We start from the raw sequence: 19,119 nt of genomic DNA, 5'->3' as shown, positions 1-19,119 counted from the left end.
GCAGCGGCCGAGGTGCCGGGATCATACTGGTGGCATGAGCGATCGCGCCGATTTCCTGGACTGGGTGAGGACCGAGCTGCACGCTGCGGAACTCGCCATTCATAACGGTAATGCCGCCCCGCGCAGGGCACTCTGGTCCCGCAACGAACCCGTGAGCGTCCTTGGCGCATGGCGCAATGCCTTCGGACAGCAGGAACTGGACGACTTGTTCACGGGCCTTGCCAGGCAGTTCTCCAACTGCACTTCGTACAGATTCGAGTTGCAGGCCTACGACATTGTGGGCGACATGGCATATACGGCGGGCCTGGAACACACTTCAGCCTCGGTCGACGGCGAACCGCGCAGCTACGTGCTCCGGGCAACCCAGATTTACCGCCGCGAGGACGGTGCATGGAAGGTCGCCCACCGGCACGGCGACACAGTAACCGGCTGAGGTCTTGGCCCGGGCGGCTAACGGTTGCCGGCCGGGGCCAGCGGCCGGGCCGGGCGGGCGGTGGTGGCCTCGGGCGTTTCGGGCCGGGGCAGCCGGAGCCTTTTGAGCAGCAGGGCGTTGACGGCGACCAGGAAGCTGGAACCTGACATCGACAGGGCCGCGATCTCGGGGCTGAGGACGATCCCGGCGAACGCGAACACCCCTGCCGCGATGGGCAGGGCTATTGCGTTGTATCCGACAGCCCAGCCCAGGTTTTGGCGCATCTTCCGCTGGGTTCCTTTGCCGATGCGCAGGGCGATGGGCACGTCCAGCGGGTCCGAGCGCATCAGCACGACGTCGGCCGTTTCGATGGCCACGTCGGTGCCGGCACCGATGGCGATGCCAAGGTCAGCCTGGGCCAGGGCTGGGGCGTCGTTGACGCCGTCGCCGACCATGGCGACTTTCCTGCCCTCCTGTTGCAGTTCGGCAATCTTCGCTGATTTGTCCCCCGGGAGCACTTCCGCGATGACGGTGTCGATGCCGAGCTGGCCGGCGATCCTTTGGGCGGTGGCTTCGTTATCGCCCGTGAGCATGACGACTTCGATCCCGGCCTCGTGCAGGGCAGCTATCGCCGCCGGCGCGGTTTCCCGGGCGGCGTCCGCCAGGGCCACCACGGCCGCGGCACGGCCGTCGACGGCGACGAGCACGGCGGTCCGTCCGGTTCCTGCCAGCTCGCTGCGCACCGCAGCCAGCGGCCCCAGTTCGATGTTCTCGTCTGCCATGAGTTTTCGGTTGCCCACCAGGACCTTGCGCCCCCCGACGGTTGCGCCGGCCCCGTGGCCGGGAACGTTCAGGAAGTCGCTGGCGTCCAGGGGGGCGGCGCCGTGTTCCTCGGCGTGCCGAACCACTGCCGCGGCGAGGGGATGTTCGGATTCCTTTTCCACGGCGGCGACCAGGGCCAGCAGTTCTCCTTGGTCAATGCCCTCAACGACGACGTCGGTGACTTCCGGTTCGCCCTTGGTGAGAGTTCCGGTCTTGTCCATCACGACAGTATCGATCCGGGCGGAAACCTCCAGGGCAGTGGCGTTCTTGAACAGTACGCCGCGTTTGGCCCCGAGGCCGGTTCCGACCATGATGGCTGTCGGTGTGGCCAGGCCCAGGGCGTCCGGGCAGGTGATGACGACGACGGTGATGGCGAACAGCAGCGCGGTTTGGACCCCCGCGCCGAGGGCGAGCCAGGCCGCGAACGTCACGGTTCCGCCGACCAGGGCGACCAGGACCAGCCAGAACGCGGCCCGGTCGGCCAGCCGCTGGCCGGGGGCCTTGGAGTTCTGGGCTTCCTGGACGAGGGCGACGATCTGGGCCAGGGCGGTGTCGGCCCCGACCTTGGTGGCCCGGACCCTCAGGGTGCCGCTGGTGTTGATGGACGCGCCAATCACCTCGGAGCCGGTGGTCTTGGCGACCGGGAGGCTCTCCCCGGTGACCATGGACTCATCAACCTCCGATTGGCCCTCTTCGACCTGCCCGTCGACGGGGATTTTGGATCCTGGCCGGATCAGCAGCAGGTCCCCCACCAGGACTTCGGAGGTGGGGATCTCCACTGTCCCGCCCTCGCGGATGACGACCGCGACCGGAGGTGCGAGTTCGAGCAGGGTCCGGATGGCCTCATTCGCCCCGCCGCGGGCGCGCATTTCAAACCAATGGCCCAGCAGCACGAAGGCGGCCAGGACGGTGGCGGCTTCGTAGAACACTTCCCCGCCGCCGGTGAGTGTAACCCACACGCTGTAGAGCCAGCCGGTGCCGACGGCAATCGCGACCAGGACCATCATGTCCAGGGTGCGGGCCTTCAGTGCCCGGTAGGCGCCGTCGAAGAAGATCCAGGCGGAGTAAAAGATGACGGGCAGGGACAGGATCAGGGCCATGACGTCATCGCGGAGCCCGAACGGTGTCGGGGCGGTGAAGCCGAGCATGTCCCGGCCCATCGGGGACCAGAGCGTCACACCGATGGACAGGACGGCGGCCACCAGGAACCGGTTGCGCATGTCCCTGACCATGTCATCCATCGACATCCCGGCGTGGTGTCCGCCGTGGCCCATCATCTCCTGCGGGGTTCCGTGCATCGCCCCGTGGCCGGCGGGGCCGTGGCCTGCATGTTCGCCGGCCGCCGGATGGGCATGCCCGGCACCCTGGGTCCTGGCCGGGGCGTGCAGGGGCTCGTCCATGGGGTAGCACACGTGATCCGGGACCGATTCGCCCCGGCAGTGGTATCCGCAGTCCCGGACCCATCCGGAGATCTGCTTCACGGACGTAAGTGACGGGTCGAACTTCACGGTGGCGGTCTGGGCGACGGGGTTCGCATCGACGGCGGTGACTCCGGGCCGCTGCAGCAGCACGCGTTCAATGACCGCTTTGGAGGTCGCCCAGTGCAGGCCCCGCACCTCCACGACGGTGCTCTTCAAAGGAGCGTCTACTGCTCCGTCGGCGGTGGCCTTCCTGTCAGCAGTCATCGCGGGTCCTTTCGCAGGGTTGTCCGGGAAGGCAGCGGGCGTTTCACCCGTTGCCGGACCTTCACCGCGTGGGAGCAATGCACCACTGCCCTACCGTTCACTATCGTCCTTGGCGCCGGGAAGCGTCAGAGTCTTTGGTCCCCGGCGTCCGGGGCTGTTCAGCGGGCGGCACATTCATCGCGGCCCGGATCACCGGGCGAGCTGGCGCAGGTGGCAGTGCTGGATCAATTCCACGGCTTCGTCGATGTCGTCGGTGCACCGCAGCAGGCGGATGTCCTGGGCTGCAATGAATCCCTGGCTTTGGAGCTGCTCCCGGATCCAGTCGGTCAGTCCGGTCCAGTGCCTGGTCCCGATCAGGACGACGGGAAACTCATGGATTTTGCCGGTCTGGACGAGGGTGAGGGCTTCAAAGAGTTCATCAAGTGTGCCGAACCCGCCGGGAAGGACAACAAAGGCCGAGGCGTAGCGCACGAACATGAGTTTTCGGGCGAAGAAGTACCGGAAAGTCATGGACACATCGACATAAGGGTTCAACACCTGTTCCCTCGGAAGTTCGATACCCAGTCCGACCGAGGTGCCGCCGGCTTCCGTGGCGCCGCGGTTGGCAGCTTCCATCAGTCCCGGGCCGCCCCCGGTAATCACGGCGAACCCGGCCTTTGCGCACCGGGCGCCCAAGGTCCGGGCCACCGCGTAGCGGGGATCCTGGGGGCCGGGGCGTGCTGATCCGAAGACGGCGACTGCTTTGCCGAGCCGGTGTGAGAGGAGGCTGAATCCGGCGTCGATTTCGGTGCTGATCCGTTCCATCCGGGCCGGGTCATCGGCCGGGTCGGCGAGGACTGCGAGCAGTTCTTCATCGGTCATTTTCATGCCGGTGCCGCTTCCGGGTGCATGCTGCAGTAGCGGTTGTGTTCCCCGGCTTCTTCGGCGGTGAGCCGGCCGTCTTCAATGGTGAGGACACGTTTGGCCGCGGTCCGCAGCCGCTGGTCGTGGCTGACGATGATGACGGCCCGATTTTCCCGGCAGGCCGTCCCGCACAGGAGCAGGGTCACGTCCTGGCCTGTTTTCGCGTCCAGGTTGGCGGTGGGTTCGTCGGCGAGGATCAGCCGCGGGTCGTTCGCCAGGGACCGTGCGATGGCCACGCGTTGCTTCTCGCCGCCGGAGAGGTCCCGGGGCAGGTTCCGCAGCCGGTGTCCGAGCTGGAGTTGTTCCAGCGCGGCCCGGGCTTTTGTCCGCGCCGCTTTCCTCGGTGTTCCCGCCGTGATCAGTGGCAGCATGACGTTTTCCTCGGCAGTCAGGGCCGAGAGCAGGTTAAAGGTCTGGAAGACGAAACCGAATTCGCGCAGCCGCAGCCGGGACAGTTGCGCAGGTGAAAGGTTGGAGGTGTCCTGCCCGGCAATGAGGATCCGGCCGCCGGAAGGGGACATGAGCGTGCCGATCATGGACAGCAGGGTTGTTTTCCCGGATCCGGAGGGGCCCATGACGAGCACGATGTCCCCGGGGTCAACGCTCAGGGACACGTGCTCCACCGCGGTCACGGCGGTGTGCCCGGACCCGAAGGTCTTGGACACGTCCTGGACGTCGACAATTCTCATGCCCGGAACACCTCCGCCGGGTCGATCCGTGACAGCCGGCGCACCGGCAGCAGTGAAGCCACCACGGCCATCACCAGTGTGACCGCGAGGATCCAGGCGGCGTCCAGCCAGCGGATTTCCGTGATGAACTCCGGGACATAGATTCCCGCGGCCCCGCTGACGGCCAAGGCAAGGCCTGCCCCGACGAGGTACCCGAGCACGGCGGCGGTGATGGCCTGTTCGATCACAACGGTGTAGAGCTGGCGGTTGCTTACCCCGATGGCTTTCAGGACACCGTATTCGCGCGCTTTTTCGATGGTTGAGGTGAAGATGGTCAGGCCGATCACGGTCATGCCCACGGCAATCCCGATTAAGAGCAGCACCAGGATGATGGGCAGGAAGGTGTCCCGGACGATGTTTGTGTTGTTCTCCACGAACCTGTCCTTGGTGATCGCGTCCACCGCGGGGTCCGCTTCGATCCGGGATGCGACCGCGCCGGCGTCGGTGCCGTCCTTGACGGTGACAAGGAAAAAGTTGGTGGCTCCGGGGAGCTGCAGGATCCTTTCGGCGTCTTCCTTGGTGGTGAACGCGAAGGAGAAGCTGAGGATGTATCCGCCCTCGGAGTAGCCGGCGACCTTCAGCGTCCTGCCTGCGACGGGGATGGTGTCCCCGATCCTGATGTCCTGGCTGCGCCCTACCACCCGGTCGATGATGATTTCGCCCTTATCGGGCACGGCTTTGCCCTCGACCACCCGGGCGGGTGCGCCGACATTATTCTCCGTGTCATCGGCAATGACGTAGAGGTTGATGTCCTTGCCGTTATGCGCGAACGCCACCCGGCGGCCGCTGAAGGGCTTGGCGCTGGCAACACCGTCAACCCCGCTCAGGAAATCCCTGACGGTCAGGGGCAGCACGGAGGGGGTGTGGAACATGTCCGTCGCGCCCGTCTGGGTGATCCAGTAATCGGCAGGGACAGTGCGGATGTACTCACCGATCTTGTTGCTCCAGCCCTGATACAGGCCCTGGATGCTCATGATCAGCAGCACGCTGAACGCGACCCCGCCCACGCTGATCAGCAGCCGGGTTTTCTCCTGGACGAGGTTCTTTACCGCCAGGAACAGCATGATGCCACCCTTCAGGCCGTCGTCGCCCGCATGGCTGTCACGGGCCTTCCTGCAACTTCTGCCCGGTCCCGGCACGGCCCCGACCGGACCGGGGGACGAAGCCGGGGACCTCCCGGCGGTACGCGGCATAGGCTTCGCCGAACTCGGCCTCCATCATCCGCTCCTCCTTCCGGGCCAGGCGAAGGTACACGATGACCAGGACCGGGAACATCAGCAGTGTCAGCAGCGTGGGCCACTGCAGCAGGAACCCGGCCATGATCGTCAAAAACCCCATGTACTGCGGATGCCGCACCTTTGCGTAGGGGCCCGACGTGGCCAGCCGGTGCTCGCGCTGCGCGGCGAACAGGACCTGCCAGGACAGGTAAAGCAGCATGAAACCGGCTGCGATCAGCACATTGCTGAGGAGGTGCAGCGGGCTCAGGTGTGGGTCCCCCTGCCATCCCGTGAGGTCCTGCCACAAATGACCCGTGTTATGGCTCAGCAGGTCCAGGCCCGGGACCCGGTTCCCCAGCCAGCCCGACAGCAGATAGATGGTCAGGGGAAAACCGTACATCTCGGTAAAGAGCGCCACGATGAAAGCAGAGAAACCGCCCAGGGCGCGCCAGTCCAGCTTCGTCCTGGGCCGGACAAAACTGAACGCGAAAATGATGAACACGGCCGAATTGAGGATAACCAGCCACCACAGGTCATACCCGTAGTCAGTGGGCATGCCCGGCACCCCCTCCGGAGTGCCGCCGGCCCGCACCACGGCCAGCGCCACCGTGACCGGCATGGCCGTGGCCGCCATGCATGAAGAGATGCATCGACATCATCAGCACCACCCACAGGTACGGCAACGCGTCCAGGACATGCAGCCAGTGGTTCGTGACCAGGTACACCGCGGTGGCCGCGATAAGGACCGTCAGCAGCCCCTGCGCCCAAGGCCCCGACGGCCTGGGTATGGGAAGCTGCGGCTCCGGGCTAGTGCTCATACCGGAAAGTATTGGCCGCACCACGGCACGGGGAAAGGGTCAAACGGCCCGAGGAAAACAGATGTTTCCCGGATGCCCCACGACCTGGCGCGCTCACACGAACACGGGCGTTCAGTGGCCGCCGGTATGCCCTCCGGTGTGATCCACGGTGGGCACCGGTCCGGGGGTTATGTCCGTCCCGGTGCCGCTGATCGCGGGACCTATGACAAACGCGGACAGGGAAAACATGGCGGCGAAAACCAGCAGTCCCAGCACCGGTGCGATCCAGCTGCCAAACCGCCGGTAAAGCCGGACCAGCAGGGGAACCGATGCCAGAAGCCCCAGCGCGCCGAAAAGTGCCGTGCCGCCGGACCCTGCCACCAGGGCAGTCCCGGCGAGCAGGCCGATGTGGTGCAGAACGTGCGGCAACAGCCCCATGATCAGGCCGACGGCGCCGACCACAGTGTGCCATAGCGCCTGGATCCTGCCCCGGATGCCCGGTCCGGCAGGAATCGCTCCGCCCCGCGCCCCCGCTCCCCGGTGCATGTGGTGGGAGGAATGGTCAGCGGTCACGGCTATCCTGCTCACCCCGGGCATCCCGGGAGCTGTGCCCGGACGGTGCAGAACCATCCAAGCCCGCCGCGATCCTGAACAGTTCACCGCCTATGACTTATGCCCTTCAGGAGGTGCCTGCCACTGTTGCCCCCCAGTGTGATGCCAACCTCAAGTACACCGCAAGGGCCGAAACTCCCTACCCGCCCGGCCGGCTGACCGGGGTGAAACGGAACCCGCCGCAGGCTCGTTGTACCGGACAGCGTCCTGCCATTGGGCCGATAGTCTTGAACATAAACGTTGTCCGCGAAGGAGGACCCATGACCGAGCCGGCCTGCGCCCCTGCGGTTGCCACGCTTCGCCGCGCAGGACTCCCCGCGGCTGTTCCGGCCCCGATGACCGGATCCTCGGCATGCGTGTTCTGACCACCGGCAGGTTCTCGGCCGCGTTCACCGCCGCTGCCCTCCTGCTTACCCTCTCCGCCTGCGTCCCAGGCGCTACACCCGGTAGTCCGGGCGCCGGCCCTGTCCCGGCAACCGCCACCTCCGGGCTGCCCAGCTCCCATGTCCACGGCCTGACCGTAAACCGCAAAACGGACCAGGTGCTGCTTGCCACCCATGAAGGCCTGTTTGACGTCACCAAACTACCGGGCACCAAAATTGGCGCCACCAACGATCTGATGGGCTTTACCGCCGCGGCTGACCAAGGTGTCTTCTACGCATCCGGACATCCCGGCCCCGGCTCCGATCTGCCCAACCCCATGGGCCTGATCAGGTCCGTCGATGGCGGCAAGACATGGGAACAGCTCTCCCGACAGGGCGAATCTGATTTTCACGCCCTCGCCGCCACCGCGTCCGGCGTCGTCGCCTACGACGGGACGCTTCAAACCAGCCCGGACGGAAAAACCTGGACCCCGGCAAGGGCGGGCTTCGTTCCGGCCGTCCTGGCAGGCACCCCGGAGAGCGACACCGTTCTGGCCACCACCCGCGAAGGGCTCCAGCGCTCCACCGACGGCGGGAAAACCTGGGAACTAAACGCCACAGCCCCCATTGTCCAGTTCGTCGCCTTCGCCGGCGCCACGGAGGTCATCGGCGTCGAACCCGGCGGGACCGTGCATTACTCCGCCGACGCCGGAAGAACCTGGACCCGCACCGGCCAAATCGAGGGTCAGGTCCAGGCAATGACAGCTGTAACCGGCGCTGAAGGCAAGCCACGGATCTGGGCCGCGACCGCCGAAAGGCTCGTCGTTTCCACCGACGGCGGAGCCAGCTTCCGGGCCGCCGATTCCTCCTGAGCCGCCAGGCTCTGCCGGCTTCGTTGCCTTGAGGATGGCCAGCCGGCGCTGATGACCACGACTGCGCTACGGGGTTTGGGGAAACGGCAGGGAACGGCTGCTCTGAGCAGGGGGCGTGGCCTGGCGCCGACTAAGGGGAAGCCCCATCAGCTAGGCTGAAGGGGCTTCGACTGTTTTGATTCCGTTATGACGAACATCATCTCCCGAACTTGCGGGAATCCCGGCGCTTCCTGCCTCGTCACCGGCAGACCACCATGGATCAGATCCACGGCGTGTTCCAAGGTTCCCTGGTTGTTCGTTCCCGTCCTTCTTTCGAAGAACGTATAACTAGTTTCTCGCCTACTTTTCGGTACCGCAAGGGCAATTCCAGTGGATTTGGGGCGTTCCCGACGGCACCTGCGCATCGCTCGAACGCAGGGATTCTGCTTGCAAGCGCCGCGCAAGTCCTTAAGCGCAGAACCTGCAGGTACCTTCGCGATCTCGCTAAGAGAAGGCCCGGACATTCTCATGTCCTGAACGACCCGGCGTCATCTGATGGTTACCTGCAGGCGATTTAAGTCTACGCCCGGACTGCGCCCTACAACAGGGCACGGTCCGCATCGCATCCCGCGGGAACTGCATCTTTGTGCCGGCTGGAAGGGGCATGTCCATTGGGACCAGTGAAGGGAAGCTCCGGGGAGGTCACGCCCTGGAGTGGACCACCAGAACAGGACATTGTGCGTGATTGACGACCTGCGTCGAAACCGAGCCCAGGTGCAACCCGGGAAAACCGCCATGACCCCGGGAACCGACGACGATAAGGTCCGCGTCCTTGGCGGCGTCGAGTATTGCCGAAGCGGGTGAATTGGTATTGACGAGGTGTCCTGCGGCGGTCACGCCTCCGTCTGCAGCGGTCTTCAGCGCCTCACCCTGAAGCGTCCGCGCGGCTTGCTCTGGAGACTCTTCGGCGGCAATTTCGCCTGCCGCCGTTTCCAGGACAGCCGGATACCACGCCAACGGAGCCTTGTTCCAGGCTGTGACGAGGCGGAGCTGGCCGTGGCGCTGGCGGGCCTCATCCATGGCCCAGTCCAGTGCTGCCCGGGAATGCCCGGAACCGTCAAAACCAACAATAATCAAGAACGAACCGGTGCTGGTCACTTGTCTTTCCTTTCGATCGCCTCGCCGGGCCCTACCGCAATCAGGGTTGCGCTTCTGTCTCGAGGCATCGCTTAGAAGCCTGTCGGTTCGGTTTCGAGCTCAGGTTCGCTGGGCAGGTGTTCATGGTGGAGCGGCCGCAGCGCTGTTGTTTGCGGGAACCACAGCAATGCGTCGTAGCGGTGGCCCATGGTCGTGGGGACGTAGTTGCCTTTCTCGCGGTCGGGGTTGTAGACAACCCCGATGGCGCGGTGGCCGCGCCAGGAGGAGAGCCAGTGGCCCGCCCGGTCCGGTCCGAACACGAGAGTGGACGGGCTTTCGAGGGCCGCGTGGAGGAGGTCTTCGTGGCTTCCGGGTACGGCTGCCGGGACGTTCATGACCTCTTCCGGGAGACCCCAGGCCGGCGCGGCAGTGACGGATCCCCCATAGGACGCGAAGCCGACAAGGACTACTGATCCGTGATGGCGCAGGCGCATGAGTTGGCCGATGTTGACCATGCCGTCCAGCGCCATGTCCGTTGCCCTGGCGTCGCCTATATGCGTGTTGTGCGCCCAGACCAGTCCCTTGGAGCCGGGGCCGTGGTGGCGTGCCAGCCGGTCTATGGTGTCGCTCATGTGGTGGTCCCGGATGTTCCAGGATTGCCGGTCACCGCGGATCATGGTCCGGTAGTAGCGTTCGGCGTTTGCCGCCACGACGGCGTTCTGCACTGCGTCAAAAGCTACAGCATCGTCCTCCACCCGGCCGAAGGTCTGCCGGTGCACCTCGGCCAGAAGCATCACCACGTCCGCCTCGCAGGATCGTGGTACCAGGCGGGTGTCCGAGGCATACCGCTGGGGGTTTTCCCGGAACGGTACAAAGCACTGCCAGGCCTTCATTGCTGCCGGCATGGCCTCGGGTGCGTTGGCGTTGAGCCAGCCGAAGATTTCCCTCAGGGAATCCCAGAGGGAATAGACATCCAGTCCGTAGAAGCCGGTGCGCTGTTCTTCCGGTCGGGCCAGATTCCATTCGCGCAGCCAGGTGAGGAACTCTGCCACTTCCTGGTTGGCCCACATCCAGGTGGGCCACCGCTCGAAGCCGGCCAATAGTTGCCGGGCATCGAGGTTCTGGTCGGTTTGGCCGCGGACCCAGCGGTTGATGCGCCAACAGTCCGGCCAGTCGCCCTCCACCCCAATCCAGCTGAATTGGTGTTCCTCGATGAGACGACGGCTGAGGGCTGCCCGCCACTGGTAATACTCCTGCGTGCCGTGTGAAGCCTCGCCCAGGCAGACGAAGCGTGCCCGGGCACATAAATCCACCAGGCCGTCCAGGTGTCGGGACGCCGTTAGCAGCGGCCGGGCCAGGGCCCGGATCTCGTCCAGTTCCAGCCCGTGGGGATGGTGCCGGTCCCCGGTCCCGCGGTTCACAACATCATCCCTCGCACGTCATTGGACTGTTTCCCTGGCAAGCCGGCTGCTTCCCGGGTGCATCGGGATCCGCAGGACAGACGGGCGGATCAGCAGCCGGGCGGATCAGCGCGCTTTCGCTTGGCCGGTACCGCGGCCAAGCAAGATCCCCACGGCGAGCATGACGACTCCCAGAACGACGTGGAGCCAGTTATCTGCCGTGTTCACTGGGATGAAGTTGGCAGACGACGCCTGGTCAATCAGCAGCCCGTAGAGCCAGATCACCAGATAGAGGGCGCCCGCACCGATGAGGTAGTACTTCGACTGGAGTGCGGACCTGCCCATGAGCAGGCCGGCGGCTCCGAAGAGCAGGTGAACAATGTTGTGCAGGATGGACACCTGGAAAATGCCGAGGAGCATCGCGCCGGACCCAGTGCCGGCAAAAGTCATTTCCGCATAGTTCGTGGTGACCCCGGGGATGAAACCGAGGACGCCCACCAGAGCGAAAACTGCTCCAGCGCCCAGGGCTGTGATTTCGAGGGGCGTGCGGTGGTGGCGTGCGCCGATTCCCGGATGTGCTGATGATGCCGACATGGCTTTCTTCCTTGTTTGAAGGGGTGGAATCTTTGGTGCTCGAGTGCGGCCGCCAGCGGGGAGTGGTGCAGCGCCACGCTGGTTATGCTTCCAGCTTCAAGCTACGGTTGCCTGGCTTTCAGAGGCTTAAGTCCTTAGGTCAGTGAAGGTTAGGGATGAAGGGCGAAAACCGCTATTTTCCGGGCTCCGGGCATGAACGCAGACCGTGTGCGAAGGCTCCCGGGAGGAGGGTCTTTTGTCCCTATCTGGACCACATCCGCAGGTGTTAACTGGATTGACACCGGCCCCTCACGCGGCCCTTTGCCTGCATGGAATCTGGAGAACCCGTCATGTCTGATCTGCTCAAATGGTCCCCTTTTGCATCGACCCGGTGGACCTCCCCCTTCAACACCGTATTGCGATCCCCGGCCGAGCTGCTGGACTCCGTAGAGCGCATGTTCGACTCGGCAACAGGCCCCGCCCCCATCCGGGTCGAAGAGTTCGTCGACGGTAAAACGCTTGTGGTGCGTGCTGAGATGCCCGGCGTCGATCCGGACAAAGACGTCGAAGTGACCATGGACGACGGGTTCCTGCGGATTCGCGCCGAGCGCCAGGAAAAAGAAGAGCACAAGGACAAAGGACGCTACCGGTCGGAGTTCCGCTACGGGTCCTTCAGCCGGAACATCCCGCTCCCTGAAGGGGTTAAGGAAGAAGACATCAAGGCCACCTACGTCAACGGGGTCCTGGAAGTCCGTGCCCCGCTGCCCGAGCAGGGCCTGCCCGCGGAGCCGAAGAAGCTCCCCATCACCCGCGGGTAACCTGGCAGCGCCCCACAACCACACCGGCACCACCGTTGTGCCCCGCAAAATCACCGCCGAGCTTTGCGGGGTCGTCGGCCAGCCGCTTCCCAGGATTCCCACGGCTGACACCAGGAAGCCTCTGAGCTGAGTGAGGTGTCCGAAGGAGCTGCTATGAGAGAACAGCATCCCCCGACGCTGCGGTTTCTCGGCGCAGCCGACACAGTGACAGGTTCCAGATACCTGATCCGGTCGCAAGGCCACCGGGTCCTTGTAGAGTGCGGCCTGTTCCAGGGCTATAAACACCTTCGCGACCGTAACCGCGTACCTTTCCAGGTCAGTCCCGCGAACATCGATGCCGTTGTCCTCACCCATGCCCATCTGGATCACAGCGGATACATCCCTGCACTGGTGCGCGACGGATTCCACGGCCCCGTCTATGCCACACCGGGCACGGCCGAACTGTGCAAGCTGCTGCTTCCCGACAGCGGATACCTCCAGGAAGAGGAAGCCCGCTACGCAGACCACAGGGCATCATCAACCCATCACCCTCCCGTGCCCCTCTACACAGCCCAGGACGCCGTCCGATCGCTCGACAGTTTCAAAACCCGGGACTTCGACTCTCCGTTCCCCCTGCCCGGGGGCATTGAAGCAACGTTCCTTCCTGCCGGCCACATCCTCGGCGCGGCCCAGGTGCACCTCCAACTTGCCGGCCGGACTATCCACTTCACTGGAGACCTGGGGCGGGCCGATGACCCCCTGATGTACGCGCCGAGAGCGCCGGGGCGCGTCAATGTACTGGTCACCGAATCCACCTACGGCAACCGGACACACCCGCAGGGCAACCCGGAAACTGAACTCGGCGACATCATCACCCGGGTGGCCAAGCGAAACGGCGTCATCATGATCGCCGCGTTCGCCGTCGGCCGGGCCGAAACGGTCCTGCTGCACCTGTCGCGGCTTCTCGCCAAACATGCGATCCCCTCCATCCCCGTCTACCTCAACAGCCCAATGGCAATCGACGCATCCGGCATGTATCAGCGCCATCGCGAAGAACACAGGCTCAAGCAGGACGAATTCGAAGCCATGTACAAAGTGGCCACCCCCGTCCGCAGCCCCGACGAGTCAAAACTGCTCAACCTGCGCGGCGGACCCATGATCATCATCTCCGCCAGCGGCATGCTCACCGGCGGCAGGATCCTGCACCACCTCACGGCCTACGGGCCGGACCGGCGCAACGCCATTATCCTCAGCGGATACCAGGCCGGTGGAACACGGGGCGCATCACTCGCCGCAGGCGAAAAATGCCTCCGGATCTACGGACAGGACGTCAGGATCGAAGCAGAAGTCATCCAGATGGAAGGACTATCCGCCCACGCCGACTCCAGCGAACTGATCCAATGGATGAGGACCGCCCCTCAGGCCCCGTCGATGACCTACGTCACGCATGGAGAGCCGGACGCCTCCGACGCCCTCCGGGCCCGCATCAAACGCCAACTGGGATGGAAAGCCCGCATTCCCGAGCACCTGGAAGCCATCTCACTCGAAAACCCGCGCTGAAGAAAACGCGGTCAAGGGGCTGCCGGGACCTGGCCCCGTCATGCCACCTTCTCCTGCCGATTGGCACGGGGTTCCACTCCTTCAAAGTAGCCGCCCTTGAAGAAGAGGAGCGGCTCGGCGCCCTCCCGCGCCCCCAGTGCGCGGACAGCACCCACCACAATGGTGTGGTCGCCGCCGTCGTACTCCTCATGCAGTTCGCAGTCCACCCAGGCGAGCGCCTGGTCCAGTACGGGATTGCCCAGGGGTGACGCAGAGTAGTTGACGCCGGCGTATTTGTCGGTGCCGGAGCGGGCAAACCGGGCTGCCAGGTGCTGGTGTTCCGCGGGCAGGATGTTCACGGTGAACCGGCCCGCGTCGCGCAGCCGCGGCCAGGTGCTGGAGCTTCGTGCAGGGCTGAAGGTGACCAGGGCGGGGTCCAGGGAGAGCGACGAAAACGACTGGCAGGTGAAGCCAACGGGGCCGTTGTCCGTGGCGGCGGTGATGACGGTCAGTCCGGAGGCGAAATGGCCCAGGACGTGGCGCAGGCGCTGCGGCGTGAGGTCAAAGTGTTCCGTCATTGTTCTTTCCTTTCGAGGCCGGTGGTTCAAACCAACCACCCGTAAGCGTGCTGTTCAATCGGGGGTGAAACGCACTGACTCCCTGGGCAATACGGGGTCACGGCCCGAAGCATGACGTAACGAAAAGGGGGGTCAAAGGCTTGGCACCGAAGCCGGCGGCATGGCGGGTCCGAACCATCTGGCCAGCGCCTCCCTGAGGCCGGCGTCGCTTCCGCCACCCACCCAGGCCACATGCCCGTCCGGCCGGACGAGGACTGCGGCAGGCGCCGGAACGTCCCCGAGCGCGGGCAGCTCCCATGCCCCGCCGTACTCGGCATCCACCAGCTTCACCCGTGGCGGCCGCGGAAGATTGTCGAAGGCGCCCGGCACCCCGAAGTTCAGGAGCACGGGCCGGGCGTCATGCAGCAGCGAATAGACCGTGCGGGGTCCTTCCCGGGCGGCGAGCTCGACGTCGGGCATCCGCCGCCCGAGCAGCGGGTGTCCCTTGCCGACGTCGTAGTGAACGTCCAGGCCGGACTGCATTGCCGCGAAACGCCGGCGCGGTTCCTCCATGCCCAGGAGCTCGGCAACAACTTCCCCTGCCGCCTCGATCCGCGGGTCCGGGCGGCGCAGTGCACTCTGCGCCATGGTGTTGCGCAGCACGCGGGCAGCCACCGGGTGGCGCTCGGCATGGTAGGTATCCAGGAGCCCGTCCGGGGCTGTTCCATGGACCACCTGCCCCAGCTTCCAGCCCAGGTTCACCGCGTCCTGCACCCCGATGTTCAGGCCCTGCCCGCCGTCCGGGGCATGCACGTGCGCCGCGTCGCCCGCGAGGAGGATCCGCCCCGAACGGTAGGCAGCGGCCTGGCGCGTCATGTCCGTGAACCGGGAAATCCAGGTGGGGCTGTGGGCCCCGTAGTCCGTGCCGCAGGCGGCAATCAGGGCCGCGCTGAGATCAGCCAGCGTGGGTTCCGTAGCGGGACCCACGTGTTCCTCGGTCACCATCACCCCCACCGGCCCGCTGTCCGCGTAAACCACCTTGCCGTCCACGATCTTGTACTCCCGCCGGCCAAAGGAGTGGATGCCAAAAGCGTTCCGGTGCACGCCGAACTCCGGCTGGCCTGTCATCTCCACCTCGGCAATCAGCGCACTGGTGGTGGGTTCCCAGCCGGGGAACCCGATGCCCGCAGCCTTACGGACGAGGCTCCTGCCGCCGTCGCACCCCACCACGTAGTCCCCCCGCAGCGTCCTGCCGTCCTTGAGGTGGAGGCCGACGCCGGTGCCATCCTGCGCCAGGCCGGTCACCTCGCATCCGCGGTAGAACGTTACGGCCAGCTCCGCCACCCAGCCGGCCAGGATGCGTTCGATGTGGTTCTGCCACAGGCCCAGCCCGTAGGGATGGCGGGTGGGAAAGTCGCTGATGTCCAGGCGGGTGCCGGCGAAGCCCGCCACCTGGGCCACCTGGCCCTCGGCGAGGAACCTCCCCGCGATGCCTCGCTGGTCCAGGACTTCAAGGGTCCGCGCATGAAGCCCGCCCGCCCGCGCTCCGGCGAGGTCCTGGTTGGGGCGCCGCTCCACAACGGCCACATCAACCTCCGCCAGCGCCAACTCCCCTGCCAGCATCAGCCCCGTCGGGCCGCCGCCCACAATCACTACCGCATGCCCTGTCATTCCGCTTGCTCCAGTTCTCCCGGTTTCCGGCCCTGCGATTATCCGGCCGCGCCCGGGCCTTGCCGCAAGCCCCACCTACGGGGATACAGTGGAAATGGAAGGTGTGCACAGGCCTCCGCGCGGGCCGGCCGCCCGTTGCGTCCAAATCGGTCCCGGGAGCACCCGTTCAGAGGACCCATATGGGTCTAGTGTTGGGCGGGTCGGCATTTGCCGCGAATAGCCCTCAGGGAGGGTGCATGAACTCCAGACAGTCCAGCTCCGAGCAATTTATGCAGTACTTGGAAAGCGTTGGGGGCTCGGAGGCGGACGTCGCCGGAGCGTCGTACGTGGTCAGCGATGGGGACACCGTGGAGAACGTGGTTTCAGCGCTGCGGATGGAACAACAGCAGCATGGCAGCACCGCCAAGGACCCGTCCGTCCTCCATGCCTTGGCGCAGGTGATGGTCAGCAGGCGCGATGAGCGGGATCCAGGCCACCATGCCGGAGCCTCCCAGCCCGGGGAGTACCAGCTGGACATCCATCTCAGCGCTGGAAACAACACCCGCGAAAGCATCCCGGAAACGGACATCGAAGCCGCCAAGGCCTGGGCACGCAAACGGATCGAAGCCCAAGGCGCCGAGTTTGGGGCCATCTACTTTCCGGCGGGCGGAAGCGGCGCATCAGGCACGGGAGCCTTGGTGTCCAGTTACGACCGTTCCGTGGGCTGGTACCGCTAGCCGGATTCCCCGCGCTGATGTCCGCCAGCAGCCAAGAGGGCATCCAGCTGGGCGGACTGGTGTGCCTGGAAGGCCTTGTCGGCGCTCACGTTCGTGCTGGCCAGCAGCGGTATGTCCAGGCTGGCGTTGCAGCCCCGGCAGCGGATCTCGTCCGTCCACACCCAGCTGTAAGCCGCATGCAATTCCCGCACCCTCTGCATCGCTGAGGTGATTGCTTCCGTCTTGGCCGCAAAGTGCGCTGCGTCCTCATTGCTGAGGCTTGTACCAATCTCGATGTCGATGCTCATCGTGCCTCTTCTCCGTTGTCCCGGATGGTGCTGTCGACAGTAACGGGCGATGCGCCGGGACGGAACGATTGGAAGGTCACGGTTGGCTAACCTTCTGATGCACAGCCGCGCATCAGGAACCGAAGAGAGCAGAATGGGCCCGGAAACGGCTCCGCAGCGCCGGTAACGCGGACCGGCCGCCCGGCTACCAGGCCTGGTGTTCGCGGGTGAGGCCGAAGGGGACTGCCTCGCTGAGGGCAACAGTGAACTTGTCGACGCCGAGGCGTGTGACCAGGATGCCGTGGCGCTTGCCGGCGAGTGCCTGGGCCTTGGCGGCCGTCACGGCGGCGTCGAGCTCAGCGTCCATGCTGTGGCGGTCGGCGACGGTCAGGGTGAGGGGGAAGTTCATGGGTCTAGCCTTTGTAGGTCGAGGGACGGGGGGGGTGAACAGGCACCTGCGCTCCCCAAGGCTGCAGACGAAGCGGGCATCGGTGTGCCCCGCCCAATGTTTCCCGAACGTTAAACTGCCAGCAACTTTAGATAAAAGCCGCAGGTCAGAGAGGGATATGGCTTTCCGTGGACTTGCAACAGTCATCGGGCTCCAAGCGGTTGAATTAGAGTTGGACAGGAGTGGGCGCTGTTTTCGGACGGTTCCCATGCCCCTGAACAACCGCCAGGCGGCAGAACCAAGCAACCAGCGCAGCACCATACGCGTGCCACAAACTGACAAGGATCCCGCCATTTCCACGGACGCTTTCTTCGGCAGACTCACCCGGATCCGCAATGTCATCCTTCCCGCACCCGCCCGGGCGCGGCTGAACACCGGGCGCGGACTGCTGGGCGGATTCATCGTTGTGCACATGGTCTTCCTGGTCTTCGCCGCCTCGGTGTCCCTGCGCGGCGAAGCCTTCAGCGACACCTTCATCTACCGCGACTGGGCCATGGCAGGCTTCAACGACGCCAACCTGACCGGCGGCCCCAGCCCCTGGGTCTACCCCATCCTGGCGCTGATCCCCATGGCCGTCGCGGGCGTCGCCGGCCCCGGACCGTTCTTTTTCCTGTGGGTGCTGATGACCACGCTGCTCAACGGCTGGGCCCTGCTGAAGCTCACCAACCGCGGCCGCGACCGCAACGCGATCCCCGCCGCCTGGTGGTGGCTGGTCTTCACGTTGCTGATGGGCTGGCTCGGCTTCGCCCGCGTGGACGGGCTCACCGCCCCGCTGGTCCTGGTCGCCCTCGCATACGGCGTGGGCCGGCCGTTCATCGCCTCCGTCCTGCTGGCCATCGGCACCTGGGTCAAGGTGTGGCCGGCAGCGGTCATGCTGGCCCTGTTCGCGGTCGTCCGGAACCGGATCCTGGTGGTCCTGGCAGGCATAACGACGACGGCGGGGGTCGTCGCGCTGGCCGCTGCGGTGGGCAGCGTCCCCAAGCTTTTGAACTTCCTCACCCAGCAGGGTGACCGCGGCATGCAGCTGGAGGCCACCTTCACCACGCCCTGGCTCTGGCTGTCCGTCCTGAACGTGGGCGGTTCCCGGATGTACATGAACACGGACATCAACTCCATGCAGGTGGACGGCCCCGGCACGGCGCTGATGTCAGTGCTGATGCAGCCCCTCCTGGTCCTGGCGGCACTGCTGGTGGCGGCCCTGACGTTCTGGGCGCTCCATAACGGAAAAGTCAGCGGCGGCGTGGACCGCACTGAACTGCTCCTGGCCGGCGCCCTTACGCTGGCCACCGCGTTCGTTGTCTTCAACAAGGTAGGCTCCCCGCAGTTCATGGTGTGGCTCGCCCCCGCTGTCGCCGTCGGTTTGGCCCACAGCTGGCGGGAATGGCGCGTCCCTGCCACCATGCTGATCGTTATCGCCGTGGCCACGTACTTCATCTACCCGCTCTTCTACGACGCCCTGAGCCACAACAACCCCTGGATGGCGCTGGTGCTGACCATCCGCAACGTCCTCCTGGTGGTCCTGTTCCTGTGGAGCGTCCGCCGCCTCTACCTGCTGGGTAAGAAGACGCCCGCAGCGGCTCCCGCGCTGAAGGAGTCCTGACATTTCCGCGAAGTTCTTTGACCGGC

20 protein-coding genes are annotated in these 19,119 nt (G+C 65.4%); 6 read left to right on the top strand and 14 right to left on the bottom strand.

Annotated features, from left to right (window positions below; translation table 11 throughout):
- Positions 1–34 precede the first annotated feature (34 nt).
- Positions 35–433, top strand: a complete 399-nt coding sequence (locus tag SMD14_RS00790) for a nuclear transport factor 2 family protein (protein WP_157239960.1) — start codon at positions 35–37, stop codon at positions 431–433.
- A gap of 17 nt (positions 434–450) precedes the next feature.
- Here the strand turns inward: SMD14_RS00790 and SMD14_RS00785 are convergent, their stop codons facing one another.
- From SMD14_RS00785 to SMD14_RS00755, 7 genes are all read right to left on the bottom strand, one after another.
- Positions 451–2,919 carry a heavy metal translocating P-type ATPase gene (locus SMD14_RS00785; protein ID WP_321214967.1) on the bottom strand — a complete coding sequence of 823 codons (2,469 nt, stop codon included), beginning with the start codon at positions 2,917–2,919 and terminating at the stop codon, positions 451–453.
- A 189-nt stretch (positions 2,920–3,108) separates the two neighbouring features.
- Positions 3,109–3,786 (bottom strand): TIGR00730 family Rossman fold protein, encoded by a 678-nt coding sequence (locus SMD14_RS00780; RefSeq protein WP_321214966.1) that lies wholly within the window; start codon positions 3,784–3,786, stop codon positions 3,109–3,111.
- Positions 3,783–4,511, bottom strand: a complete 729-nt coding sequence (locus SMD14_RS00775) for an ABC transporter ATP-binding protein (protein ID WP_321214965.1) — start codon at positions 4,509–4,511, stop codon at positions 3,783–3,785. The genes SMD14_RS00780 and SMD14_RS00775 overlap by 4 nt, the downstream gene beginning before the upstream one ends.
- Entirely contained in the window at positions 4,508–5,614 is a 1,107-nt protein-coding gene (locus tag SMD14_RS00770) for an FtsX-like permease family protein (protein WP_321214964.1), read from the bottom strand. Before SMD14_RS00770 ends, SMD14_RS00775 begins: the two co-directional genes overlap by 4 nt.
- 37 nt (positions 5,615–5,651) lie before the next feature.
- Positions 5,652–6,323: an isoprenylcysteine carboxylmethyltransferase family protein gene (locus SMD14_RS00765; protein ID WP_157239969.1), complete on the bottom strand. Its 672-nt coding sequence runs from the start codon at positions 6,321–6,323 to the stop codon at positions 5,652–5,654.
- Complete coding sequence (locus tag SMD14_RS00760; protein ID WP_321214963.1) at positions 6,313–6,585, bottom strand: DUF2933 domain-containing protein; 273 nt, start codon at positions 6,583–6,585, stop codon at positions 6,313–6,315. Before SMD14_RS00760 ends, SMD14_RS00765 begins: the two co-directional genes overlap by 11 nt.
- A gap of 111 nt (positions 6,586–6,696) precedes the next feature.
- Positions 6,697–7,137, bottom strand: coding sequence for a hypothetical protein (locus tag SMD14_RS00755; RefSeq protein ID WP_321214962.1), 441 nt, complete (start codon positions 7,135–7,137; stop codon positions 6,697–6,699).
- Positions 7,138–7,528: 391 nt separating this feature from the next.
- Between SMD14_RS00755 and SMD14_RS00750 the strand changes: the two genes are divergently transcribed.
- The gene (locus SMD14_RS00750) at positions 7,529–8,410 is read left to right on the top strand and encodes a F510_1955 family glycosylhydrolase (RefSeq protein ID WP_321214961.1); all 882 of its coding nucleotides are present in this window, start codon (positions 7,529–7,531) and stop codon (positions 8,408–8,410) included.
- Between the two features lie 681 nt (positions 8,411–9,091).
- Here the strand turns inward: SMD14_RS00750 and SMD14_RS00745 are convergent.
- The 3 genes from SMD14_RS00745 to SMD14_RS00735 all read right to left on the bottom strand — a co-directional run bounded on the left by SMD14_RS00745 (position 9,092) and on the right by SMD14_RS00735 (position 11,520).
- Entirely contained in the window at positions 9,092–9,547 is a 456-nt protein-coding gene (locus tag SMD14_RS00745; RefSeq protein WP_321214960.1) for a universal stress protein, read from the bottom strand.
- Between the two features lie 71 nt (positions 9,548–9,618).
- On the bottom strand, positions 9,619–10,947 hold the full coding sequence (locus SMD14_RS00740; RefSeq protein ID WP_321214959.1) for an erythromycin esterase family protein: 1,329 nt from the start codon (positions 10,945–10,947) through the stop codon (positions 9,619–9,621).
- A gap of 105 nt (positions 10,948–11,052) precedes the next feature.
- Complete coding sequence (locus SMD14_RS00735) at positions 11,053–11,520, bottom strand: DUF4383 domain-containing protein (protein ID WP_321214958.1); 468 nt, start codon at positions 11,518–11,520, stop codon at positions 11,053–11,055.
- A gap of 329 nt (positions 11,521–11,849) precedes the next feature.
- Between SMD14_RS00735 and SMD14_RS00730 the strand changes: the two genes are divergently transcribed.
- Both SMD14_RS00730 and SMD14_RS00725 read left to right on the top strand, forming a co-directional pair.
- Positions 11,850–12,317, top strand: coding sequence for an Hsp20/alpha crystallin family protein (locus SMD14_RS00730; protein ID WP_321214957.1), 468 nt, complete (start codon positions 11,850–11,852; stop codon positions 12,315–12,317).
- 153 nt (positions 12,318–12,470) lie between these two features.
- Positions 12,471–13,856: an MBL fold metallo-hydrolase gene (locus tag SMD14_RS00725; protein WP_321214956.1), complete on the top strand. Its 1,386-nt coding sequence runs from the start codon at positions 12,471–12,473 to the stop codon at positions 13,854–13,856.
- Positions 13,857–13,894: 38 nt separating this feature from the next.
- Here the strand turns inward: SMD14_RS00725 and SMD14_RS00720 are convergent, their stop codons facing one another.
- Positions 13,895–14,413, bottom strand: coding sequence for a flavin reductase family protein (locus SMD14_RS00720; protein ID WP_157239982.1), 519 nt, complete (start codon positions 14,411–14,413; stop codon positions 13,895–13,897).
- Between the two features lie 132 nt (positions 14,414–14,545).
- A complete protein-coding gene (locus SMD14_RS00715; protein WP_321214955.1) occupies positions 14,546–16,063 on the bottom strand; it encodes an FAD-dependent monooxygenase in 1,518 nt (505 codons plus the stop codon).
- A 236-nt stretch (positions 16,064–16,299) separates the two neighbouring features.
- On the opposite strand from SMD14_RS00715, the gene SMD14_RS00710 reads away from it, so the two are divergent.
- Positions 16,300–16,779 carry a hypothetical protein gene (locus SMD14_RS00710; RefSeq protein ID WP_157239986.1) on the top strand — a complete coding sequence of 160 codons (480 nt, stop codon included), beginning with the start codon at positions 16,300–16,302 and terminating at the stop codon, positions 16,777–16,779.
- Here SMD14_RS00710 and SMD14_RS00705 read toward each other — a convergent pair.
- Both SMD14_RS00705 and SMD14_RS00700 read right to left on the bottom strand, forming a co-directional pair.
- Positions 16,776–17,066 (bottom strand): hypothetical protein, encoded by a 291-nt coding sequence (locus SMD14_RS00705; protein WP_157239988.1) that lies wholly within the window; start codon positions 17,064–17,066, stop codon positions 16,776–16,778. The two genes, SMD14_RS00710 and SMD14_RS00705, sit on opposite strands and share 4 nt — an antisense overlap.
- 184 nt (positions 17,067–17,250) lie before the next feature.
- Positions 17,251–17,454, bottom strand: coding sequence for a hypothetical protein (locus SMD14_RS00700; RefSeq protein ID WP_157239990.1), 204 nt, complete (start codon positions 17,452–17,454; stop codon positions 17,251–17,253).
- 331 nt (positions 17,455–17,785) lie between these two features.
- Between SMD14_RS00700 and SMD14_RS00695 the strand changes: the two genes are divergently transcribed.
- Positions 17,786–19,093, top strand: a complete 1,308-nt coding sequence (locus SMD14_RS00695) for a glycosyltransferase family 87 protein (protein ID WP_409339736.1) — start codon at positions 17,786–17,788, stop codon at positions 19,091–19,093.
- Positions 19,094–19,119: the final 26 nt, after the last annotated feature.

This window comes from Pseudarthrobacter oxydans (assembly GCF_034258515.1).
Taxonomy (GTDB): Bacteria; Actinomycetota; Actinomycetes; order Actinomycetales; family Micrococcaceae; genus Arthrobacter.
The sequence above is the reverse complement of the archived record's forward strand: the minus strand, read 5'-3'. Positions and strand labels throughout refer to the sequence as shown.

Bases quoted from the DNA above. Each gene is read 5' to 3' on its own strand.
- SMD14_RS00790 (WP_157239960.1), top strand. From the start codon at position 35: ATGAGCGATCGCGCCGATTTCCTGGACTGGGTGAGGACCGAGCTGCAC.
- SMD14_RS00785 (WP_321214967.1), bottom strand. From the start codon at position 2,919: ATGACTGCTGACAGGAAGGCCACCGCCGACGGAGCAGTAGACGCTCCT.
- SMD14_RS00780 (WP_321214966.1), bottom strand. From the start codon at position 3,786: ATGAAAATGACCGATGAAGAACTGCTCGCAGTCCTCGCCGACCCGGCC.
- SMD14_RS00775 (WP_321214965.1), bottom strand. From the start codon at position 4,511: ATGAGAATTGTCGACGTCCAGGACGTGTCCAAGACCTTCGGGTCCGGG.
- SMD14_RS00770 (WP_321214964.1), bottom strand. From the start codon at position 5,614: ATGCTGTTCCTGGCGGTAAAGAACCTCGTCCAGGAGAAAACCCGGCTG.
- SMD14_RS00765 (WP_157239969.1), bottom strand. From the start codon at position 6,323: ATGCCCACTGACTACGGGTATGACCTGTGGTGGCTGGTTATCCTCAAT.
- SMD14_RS00760 (WP_321214963.1), bottom strand. From the start codon at position 6,585: ATGAGCACTAGCCCGGAGCCGCAGCTTCCCATACCCAGGCCGTCGGGG.
- SMD14_RS00750 (WP_321214961.1), top strand. From the start codon at position 7,529: ATGCGTGTTCTGACCACCGGCAGGTTCTCGGCCGCGTTCACCGCCGCT.
- SMD14_RS00735 (WP_321214958.1), bottom strand. From the start codon at position 11,520: ATGTCGGCATCATCAGCACATCCGGGAATCGGCGCACGCCACCACCGC.
- SMD14_RS00730 (WP_321214957.1), top strand. From the start codon at position 11,850: ATGTCTGATCTGCTCAAATGGTCCCCTTTTGCATCGACCCGGTGGACC.
- SMD14_RS00725 (WP_321214956.1), top strand. From the start codon at position 12,471: ATGAGAGAACAGCATCCCCCGACGCTGCGGTTTCTCGGCGCAGCCGAC.
- SMD14_RS00720 (WP_157239982.1), bottom strand. From the start codon at position 14,413: ATGACGGAACACTTTGACCTCACGCCGCAGCGCCTGCGCCACGTCCTG.
- SMD14_RS00715 (WP_321214955.1), bottom strand. From the start codon at position 16,063: ATGACAGGGCATGCGGTAGTGATTGTGGGCGGCGGCCCGACGGGGCTG.
- SMD14_RS00710 (WP_157239986.1), top strand. From the start codon at position 16,300: ATGAACTCCAGACAGTCCAGCTCCGAGCAATTTATGCAGTACTTGGAA.
- SMD14_RS00705 (WP_157239988.1), bottom strand. From the start codon at position 17,066: ATGAGCATCGACATCGAGATTGGTACAAGCCTCAGCAATGAGGACGCA.
- SMD14_RS00700 (WP_157239990.1), bottom strand. From the start codon at position 17,454: ATGAACTTCCCCCTCACCCTGACCGTCGCCGACCGCCACAGCATGGAC.